Annotated in this window: 11 protein-coding genes and 2 pseudogenes; 5 read left to right on the top strand and 8 right to left on the bottom strand. The window is 68.2% G+C overall.

Going from position 1 to position 7,697, the window contains the following annotated elements; genetic code table 11:
* Positions 1–259 (top strand): DUF397 domain-containing protein (locus tag ACFHWT_RS17430; protein WP_416595694.1); only part of this gene is annotated, 259 nt, incomplete at its 5' end.
* 172 nt (positions 260–431) lie between these two features.
* Here the strand turns inward: ACFHWT_RS17430 and ACFHWT_RS17425 are convergent.
* Both ACFHWT_RS17425 and ACFHWT_RS17420 read right to left on the bottom strand, forming a co-directional pair.
* The gene (locus ACFHWT_RS17425) at positions 432–947 is read right to left on the bottom strand and encodes a hypothetical protein (protein WP_416595693.1); all 516 of its coding nucleotides are present in this window, start codon (positions 945–947) and stop codon (positions 432–434) included.
* Between the two features lie 120 nt (positions 948–1,067).
* The gene (locus ACFHWT_RS17420) at positions 1,068–1,433 is read right to left on the bottom strand and encodes a PadR family transcriptional regulator (protein ID WP_416595692.1); all 366 of its coding nucleotides are present in this window, start codon (positions 1,431–1,433) and stop codon (positions 1,068–1,070) included.
* 183 nt (positions 1,434–1,616) lie between these two features.
* On the opposite strand from ACFHWT_RS17420, the gene ACFHWT_RS17415 reads away from it, so the two are divergent.
* Positions 1,617–1,838 carry a type II toxin-antitoxin system VapB family antitoxin gene (locus ACFHWT_RS17415; protein WP_416595691.1) on the top strand — a complete coding sequence of 74 codons (222 nt, stop codon included), beginning with the start codon at positions 1,617–1,619 and terminating at the stop codon, positions 1,836–1,838.
* A complete protein-coding gene (locus tag ACFHWT_RS17410; protein WP_416595690.1) occupies positions 1,835–2,257 on the top strand; it encodes a hypothetical protein in 423 nt (140 codons plus the stop codon). The genes ACFHWT_RS17415 and ACFHWT_RS17410 overlap by 4 nt, the downstream gene beginning before the upstream one ends.
* Positions 2,258–2,290: 33 nt before the next feature.
* Here ACFHWT_RS17410 and ACFHWT_RS17405 read toward each other — a convergent pair whose 3' ends face one another.
* Both ACFHWT_RS17405 and ACFHWT_RS17400 read right to left on the bottom strand, forming a co-directional pair.
* Positions 2,291–2,752 carry a tetratricopeptide repeat protein gene (locus tag ACFHWT_RS17405; RefSeq protein ID WP_416595689.1) on the bottom strand — a complete coding sequence of 154 codons (462 nt, stop codon included), beginning with the start codon at positions 2,750–2,752 and terminating at the stop codon, positions 2,291–2,293.
* A gap of 92 nt (positions 2,753–2,844) precedes the next feature.
* Positions 2,845–2,991: pseudogene (locus ACFHWT_RS17400) on the bottom strand (hypothetical protein); the annotation flags it as partial.
* A gap of 6 nt (positions 2,992–2,997) precedes the next feature.
* Between ACFHWT_RS17400 and ACFHWT_RS17395 the strand changes: the two are divergent.
* Positions 2,998–3,837: pseudogene (locus ACFHWT_RS17395) on the top strand (UvrD-helicase domain-containing protein); the annotation flags it as partial.
* Between the two features lie 238 nt (positions 3,838–4,075).
* Complete coding sequence (locus tag ACFHWT_RS17390; protein WP_416595688.1) at positions 4,076–4,543, top strand: 3'-5' exonuclease; 468 nt, start codon at positions 4,076–4,078, stop codon at positions 4,541–4,543.
* Between the two features lie 73 nt (positions 4,544–4,616).
* Here ACFHWT_RS17390 and ACFHWT_RS17385 read toward each other — a convergent pair whose 3' ends face one another.
* The 4 genes from ACFHWT_RS17385 to ACFHWT_RS17370 all read right to left on the bottom strand — a co-directional run bounded on the left by ACFHWT_RS17385 (position 4,617) and on the right by ACFHWT_RS17370 (position 7,682).
* Entirely contained in the window at positions 4,617–5,225 is a 609-nt protein-coding gene (locus ACFHWT_RS17385; RefSeq protein WP_416595687.1) for a hypothetical protein, read from the bottom strand.
* Positions 5,226–5,246: 21 nt separating this feature from the next.
* Positions 5,247–5,855 (bottom strand): hypothetical protein, encoded by a 609-nt coding sequence (locus ACFHWT_RS17380; RefSeq protein WP_416595686.1) that lies wholly within the window; start codon positions 5,853–5,855, stop codon positions 5,247–5,249.
* 85 nt (positions 5,856–5,940) lie between these two features.
* On the bottom strand, positions 5,941–6,624 hold the full coding sequence (locus ACFHWT_RS17375; protein ID WP_416595685.1) for a response regulator: 684 nt from the start codon (positions 6,622–6,624) through the stop codon (positions 5,941–5,943).
* On the bottom strand, positions 6,621–7,682 hold the full coding sequence (locus tag ACFHWT_RS17370) for a sensor histidine kinase (protein ID WP_416595684.1): 1,062 nt from the start codon (positions 7,680–7,682) through the stop codon (positions 6,621–6,623). Before ACFHWT_RS17370 ends, ACFHWT_RS17375 begins: the two co-directional genes overlap by 4 nt.
* Between the last annotated feature and the right edge of the window lie 15 nt (positions 7,683–7,697).

Below are 7,697 nucleotides of genomic sequence, written 5' to 3'. Positions count from 1 at the left end.
CAGAGGGCACTTTCTACATCCGGGGTCCTGCCGGTCCAACCTTCATCGGTGGATCGAGGCTCAGGTCGACACCCCGGACCGGGACTGGTTCACGTCGTCACGCAGCTCAAGCAACGCCAACTGCGTCGAGGTCCGCTTCGCTGGCGGCCAGGTGGACGTACGCGACACCAAGGACCGCACCGGCCCGACGCTCGCCTTCGACGCCACCACCTGGACGAGCTTCGTCACCGGCCTCAAGCACACCCCCACCCAGCCTTGACCGCAGGATCCTGCGGGGCTGGGCTCCCCCGAAGTCAACCGTGCGGGCTGATCCGGCAGCCCCGGGTCAGCCCACCCAACCCCGGCAGCACCACCCGCGCCCGCTGACACCTCCAACGCAGACGAATAGACCGCTACTACATCCTGGCATCCAGAAACGAACTTCAGGGCAATCAGGTTTCCGAAGCGACCAGTAAGAGCGCCACCAAGACCAGGATGAGTGGACCGACAGCAATAATTGCAATTGCAGACTGCGGCACGGGCGGTGCCATCTCCGCGCCGGTTCGTGGATCGATGACTCGATCACCCTTTCTACGCCGCCGCACTATCAACCACATTGCGACAGACAGCAGAGTGACTTGGCCCAGCATCACCGAAAGAAGCGCAGGAGATCCAACGACGTTGGACTGCCCGGTCAGCAGCTGATGTAGACCTCGGACCAGAAGCGCCACAGCGGCAGCGAACAGCACCGCAGCGGCGATCGCACTCCGAGTTAGCGCCGCAAAGGTCGTCCTCCATCCGCCTCGCCGACGACCGAGCGCTCGAGCCAGTTCATTTGCGTATTCGACCGGCTCGCCGAACGCAAGTCGAGGGTCCTCGCCGCTCTCAATGACATGACTCTCCACCTCGGCGAGCGCCTCTGCTATACGTGGTGCAGGTAGCTTGCACATCCGCAGCGCAAGCAACAACTCCTGTTGGTACCTCTCAAGTCTGATACCCACACTCTGATGCATCACTGTCCCGTCGGATCACTGATCTTACTAAGGATTAATCACAGGGAGGCTTCTTCTCCGAAGGCGCTCTCTTTATCAAAAGCTTGAATCATCGACAGACCGCGCGTCAAACTTGTTGATTACCGTAGCCACCTTGTCGGTAAATGTTCGCCAATCGGCGATTCGCGCTCGCAACTCTTCAAGGCCAGCATCGGTGATAGTGAAAAACTTGCGCCCCGGACCTGCCTCACCCTCGCGCCAGGATGAGATCACTAGGCCATCGATCTCCAAGCGCGCAAGAACGGGATAAAGCGTCCCTCCCTTCACAGCTCCGAGACCAGCACCCCGCAGACGCTGTGCAATCGCGTAGCCGTAGATTTCCCCCTCCGCGACCATCGCGAGCACGCAGAGCGCAAGCGCACCACGCATCCACTCTGTCGGCCACTGCCTGTTGCCATCCACTGGACAACTGTAACGCCAACTAGTTAGGCACACAACCTAGCTTACCGAACCACTGCCGGTCCTCGTCGCCATTGACGCGCCTGTGGCGCGGGGCGCGCTGCCGATGGTCTAGCGGCACCCACGACCACGTGAACCAGGGTATGTTGGTGATGTTGGGAAGGCTCATACATGATGGGGGTAGCGATGACCGTCACGCAGATCGACCTTGACGATGAGGCGTTGGCCGAGGCAATGCGCCTGTCCGGGGCCAGGAGCAAGAAGGAAACTGTGAACCTCGCGTTGCGCGAGTACGCTGCACGGCATCGACGCATCGCGGCACTCGATCACCACGCCGCAGTCGCGCAGGGCTGGGACTACGAGGGCTGGCAGGAGATCCGGGCAGCAGGCAAGGCGCCAGCTGCGTGATCCGGTACCTGGCTGATTCCTCGGCGCTATGGCGGCTCCTACGTGAACCTGCCGTGCGAGCTGCCTGGGCGGACGTCATTTCTGATCATGCGATCGGATCGTGCCAGCCGCAGCGCACAGAGTTCCGGCGTTCCGCTCGCTATCTGGACGAGTATGAGCAAATGAACGAAATGTTCGCCGATCTCTACCCCGATGTCCCTGTGCCCAAGGCAGCATGGCGGTGGGTGGAGTCAGCCCAGTACCGGCTGCTGCGGGCCGGCGCGCACCGGGCTCTGTCCTGCGTGGATCTTCTGGTATGCGCGTGTGCAGCCGTCAACGGTCTGGTGATCCTGCACGACGACAACGACTTTGTCACTGCTGGCCAGCACCTGCCAGATCTCGCCGAGAGACGGGTCAAGATGCTCCCTGCAACAGAGTGATTGGCAAGCGATAGCCTGCCCACCGGAGGGTGGTCAGGCCTGCTCGATCAGCTGGCGAAGATCGACTGCGCGGGCGTCATCGAAGCGGCTGAGCAGCGTCAACACGTCTTGCCGTACCGGCAGTGCTTCTACTTCGCGGCCGGTCGCCGCGAGGGCGGTCGCCAGGTTGTGCAGTGCGACGGCGGCTTGCCAGGAGTCGCCGAGCCGGCGGTGCACTCCGGCGGCCTGGCGGTGGAAGTCCACTGCCTCCGCCGACCTGCCAAGATCCTGATACGCCTCGCCGACGCCGTCGATTGCGGTTGCTTCCCGGCTGCGGTCACCGATCCGTCGTTGCAGCGCAGCAGCGCGGTGCAGGATGTCGAGGGCGGCGGCAGGGTCACCGATGGCCCGCCGCACCCGGGCCAGCTCGACCAGCCAGTGGCCCAGCCACAGCGAGTTGTTCGCCTCCTCGGCGATTGCGACCGCAGTCTCGATGTGGGGCCTGTGTACTGGCAACGTCGCCCAGCCCGCTCGGCCCTGCTGAGGCAGAACAATGCGTTACCTTCCTGGCCACGGTCGCCGAGGTCGCGTAGCTCAGCGAGGGCTTCCCGGAGCAATTCGGCGGCCTCCGGCAACCGCAGCATCTCGTACCGTGTCTCGCCCAGATTGCTCAGCACGAGCGCCCGCCAGCGCCGGTTGCCGAGTCGGGTGACGATCTCCAGGGCTTCGGAGAAGAAGCGGACCGAGTCGGTCAGCCGGCGATGCGGCAGCCCAGCAGGCTGAGCGCGTTGATCGAAACAGCGGTGCCGAACTCGTCACCGATCTCGCGGCGGACCGTCAGGGCCGCCTGGTGGCACTCGGCCGCCTCGTCGAGTTGGCCGTGCCTGGAAGTGTGCCTTGCCGCCTGGCGGGTCTTCCTGCACCCGACCCAACGGGAGATCGCCCACCGCCCGTCGTACGCCGGACCGGCGCTGGTCACCGGCGGTGCCGGCACCGGCAAGACGGTGACCGCCCTGCACCGGGCGGTGTTCCTCGCCGCCCGGATCACCGGCGGCCCGGACCGGCTGCTGCTGTCCACCTTCACCCGCAACCTCGCCGACGCCCTCGACCGGCAACTCGGCCTGCTCACCGACGATGCGCCGATACGGGACCGGATCGACGTGCTGAACGTCGACCGGCTCGCCTACCGGATCGTCGCCGAAACCCTCGGCCGCCAACCGGTCATCGCCGACGCCAGGACCGTCACCCGACCGCTGTGGGAACAGGCCGCCGACGCCACCGGCGGGCAGCACAGCGCCACCTTCCTGCAACGCGAATGGGAACAGGTGATCCTGGCCCAGGGCATCACCGAGCCGGCCGGCTACCTCGCCGCCCGCCGGCACGGCCGCGGCGCACCGCTGCGCGCCGACCAGCGGCTCGCCGTGTGGGAAGCGATCCGGCAGGTCACCGACGCGCTGCGGCAACAGGACCAGCACACCCACCTGCAGCTGGCCGACCAGGCGGCGAAGATCCTCGCCGAACGGCCGGACCGCCCGTACCGGCACGTCATCGTCGACGAAGGCCAGGACCTGCACCCGGCGCAGTGGCGACTGTTGCGGGCCGCCGTCGCCGCCGGCCCCGACGACCTGTTCATCGTCGCCGACCCGCACCAGCGCATCTACGACAACCACGTGTCGCTGGGCAGCCTCGGCGTCGGGATCCGGGGGCGCAGCCGCAAACTGACCATCAACTACCGCACCACCCAGGAGATCCTCGCCTGGTCGGTGCGGCTGCTCACCGGAGTCGACCCCACCTGGACTCGACGACCAACCGGACAACCTGACCGGCTACCGCTCGCCGATGCACGGCCGGCGGCCCCGGGTCGCCGGGCACCCCGACCGCGACGCCGAGCACGACCAGCTCGTCGACCAGGTACGCCGCTGGATCGACGACGGAGTCGAACCGCACGCGATCGCCGTCGCCGCCCGCAACGGCCACCTGGCCCGCGCCGCCCGCGACCGGCTCGGCACCGCCGGCATCCCGGTCAGCACCCCCACCGCCAGCAAGACCAACGCGGTACGGGTCGGCACCATGCACGCGATGAAAGGGCTCGAGTTCCGCTGCGTCGCGGCGATCGGCGTCGACGCCGACACCATGCCGGCCCGCTCGACGATCACCGCAGCCGACGACGACCCCACCGCGCACCGGCACGACCTGCAAGGGGAACGCTGCCTGCTCTTCGTCGCCTGCACCCGCGCCCGGGACTCGCTCTACGTCTCATACGCCGGTGCGCCCAGCCCGTTCCTCGACGCCCGGCCCACCCACTGACCAACCCCTTGAACCCTCCGCCACACAGCCCTGCTCAACGGACGCACGGTGGGGACCGCCCGTCGAGCCCGCCTCAACACTCGGCCGTCGAGGCGGGCTCGACGCAGACAGAAAGCCGGTGCGGGAAGTCGATCGAGCGAACGCCCCCGGTCGACCGGTAGGTCACCGTGACGGGTGGGGCCTCCCACAGGCCGGGCCGGACGGCCGTGATCTTGAATACGGCCGAGTAGCGTTCCCGGCTGGCATCGCTCGGCAGCAGCTTGGCCGAAGCCGGGTCGACGGCGGTCAGATCAGGTGCGAAAACGGGTGGGAACCGGTCGGTGAAGCCGACGCCGTCGGCCTGGTCCGGCGCCAGCGCCACCAGGCCGACCCGGTCCACGCTGACGACCGTCGAATCACCTGCCGCCATCTCGACGGAGATCAGCTGGACCGGAGAACCTGTCACGTTCCGGAAGACGACCAGGCCGTCGTAGCGGCTCTGGCTGACCTCCAGCTGTGAGCTGTGCTGGCTGCCGCGCCCGGCCCATTCGAGGGCGACACCTCGATGGTCGTCGTCGGCCAGGCCTGCGGACGACGACTGCCTGGGCGCCCCGGTATCCGGGCCGTCCGAGTCGCCGGTGCACCCGGCGACGCCGAACGCCAGGACCACAGCAAGGCCCAGGGCGACAGGCAGCCTATCCATGTCTCCCCACGTCACCCCTTGTTAACACCCGCCCTGCTGGTTCGGATACCACCAGGCCGTCGCCGGGTAGTCGTCCCGCTTCCAGCAGTAGTAGTTCGAACTGTGTGACGCGAGTGGGGCGTACGCCACCGCGTCAGCCGACGTGGTCACCGTGCAGTTGGTGTTGAGCCGATGCTTCCTGAAGCCGAACAGCCGGCCTTCTTTCGTCCGTACCAGGCGGGACGTCACACCGGACGACAGCGGGATCGAGTGGCTCCAGCTGGTCGTGTGGCTCGACCCGACGGTGAGGTCGACACCGAAGGTGGTCTCAGCCGACGCGACGAGCGCACCGGCCGAGACCGAAAAGCTCGCCGACGTGGTGACCGAGATGTCGATCGTGCCGCTACCGGTGAAGTCGATGGACCCGGGACCGGTCTGCCAGTCGCTCGCGGTGTCGGTGGAGATCCAGACCTTCTGTGGCGACCAGACCTCGTAGGTCTCCTCGATCGGACAGGCCTGGGGCAGGATGTCGGCGGCCCGCACCGGAGCGACCGCGAGCAACGACAGCGCCGTGCCGGCCGCCACGACCATGGCGGCCCGTACCCCGCTCGGCAGGCACCCCCGCCCCATCAACGACAATGATCGGGACATATCGATACGGTAGGCGGGCCAGTCCACGGATCACAAGGCGGACCCGGGCAGCACGGTGCAAGATCTCCGACAGACACCTCGGCGCTCAGGTCAGGCCGGGGGTCAGCAGGCCGCTTTCGTACGCGAGGATGACCAACTGGGCGCGGTCGTGCGCGTACAGCTTGGTCATGATCCGGTTGACGTGGGTCTTCGCCGTGTGCGGCGAGATCACCAGGTCCCGGGCGATCTGCTGGTTCGACCGGCCGCGCGCGACCAGCAGCAGCACCTCGCGTTCCCGGTCGGTCAACTGGTCCAGCGCCTCGCTGGCCGGATTCGGCCGGCCCACGGTGGCCGGAGCGGGACCTGGCAGCACGTACCGCTCGATGAGGCTGCGGGTCGCGGCCGGTGACAGCAGCGCGTCGCCGGCGTGCACCGCGCGGACCGCCCGGACGATCTCCTCCGGCTCCGCACCCTTGCCGATGAAGCCGCTGGCACCGGCCCGCAGCGCCGCCACCAGGTACTCGTCCTCCTCGAACGTGGTGAGGATCAGCACCCGGGTGTCGGCCAGCGCCGGGTCGGCGCAGATGGCCGCCGTCGCGCCGATGCCGTCGAGTTGCGGCATCCGGATGTCCATCAGTACGACGTCAGGACGCAGCGACCCGGCGAGCCCGACGGCCTGCGTACCGTTGACGGCTTCGCCGACGACGCCGATCTCGTCGTGGTCATTGAGGATGTCGGTCACGGCCTGCCGGATCAGTGGCTGGTCGTCGACGACGAGCACGCTGGTCACCGGGGATCCTCCTTGGGCAGTGGCAGGGTGGCGGCGAGCCGGTAGCCGCCCGGGGACAGGCCGGTTTCGACGACGCCGCGGACCGAGGCGACCCGTTCCCGCAGGCCGACCAGTCCGTGCCCGCTACTGGGCACGGGTACCTCGGGCCGGTCGTCGGAAGACCGACCGGACACCGGGTTCGTGACCACCACGCGGATTCGATCAGCGTCGACCTCGATCAGGACGTGGGCGCGGTGCTCGGCGCCGTGCTTGTGGGCGTTGGTGAGACCTTCCTGGACGACCCGGTATGCGACCACGTCGACCGCGCCGCTGACCACCGACAGGTCCCCTTCGGTACGCAGCGAAACGTTGAGGCCGGCCCGGGTGAATCCCGCGACCAGCTGGTCGAGCCGGCGCATACCCGGCTGCGGGGCGGTCGCCGCCCCGGTGGCGGGGTCGTCGTCCTCGGTCCGCAGCACCCGCAGCAGGTCGCCGATCTCGGTGAGCACGGTCCGGGCCGCGCCCCGGATGACGCCGAGGGCCTGCTGGGCCCGGTCGGGGCGGGTCTGCAACGCCGACGAGGCCACCCCGGCGTTGAGGCTGATCACCGAGATCTGGTGGGCGACGACGTCGTGCAGGTCACGGGCGATCCGCAGCCGCTCCTCGGTCACCCGTCGACGGGCCTCCGATTCGCGGGTCTGTTCGGCGCGTTCGGCGCGTTCGATGATGGCCAGCAGGTACTCCCTACGGGAGCGGGTGGCGTCGCCGGCGGCGGCCGCGAACGCGATCGTCACGGAGAACTGGAGTGCCCGTGGGTCGGCCACGCTCTGGATCGCCGCCAGCAGACTCAGCACAGCCGTGGCCACGACGGCGACGCTTGTCACGGCGAACGTCGTGCGCCGGTCCATCCGGTTCGCGACGTGGAACACAGCGGCCGACGACGCGATCACGACGCCCGGAGCGAGCGTGCCGGCGGAGGCCGCGACGCCGTAGATCGCCACGCAGCCGGCGAGTACCGGGACCGGCCAGCGCCGCCGGGCCGGCAGCAGTACGGCCGGCACGATCACCAGAGCGGTCACGGCGGGCCCGTTCGA

Origin of the sequence: Micromonospora sp. LOL_021 (genome assembly GCF_048060215.1) — a bacterium.
GTDB lineage: Bacteria > Actinomycetota > Actinomycetes > Mycobacteriales > Micromonosporaceae > Micromonospora_E.
The sequence above is the reverse complement of the archived record's forward strand: the minus strand, read 5'-3'. Positions and strand labels throughout refer to the sequence as shown.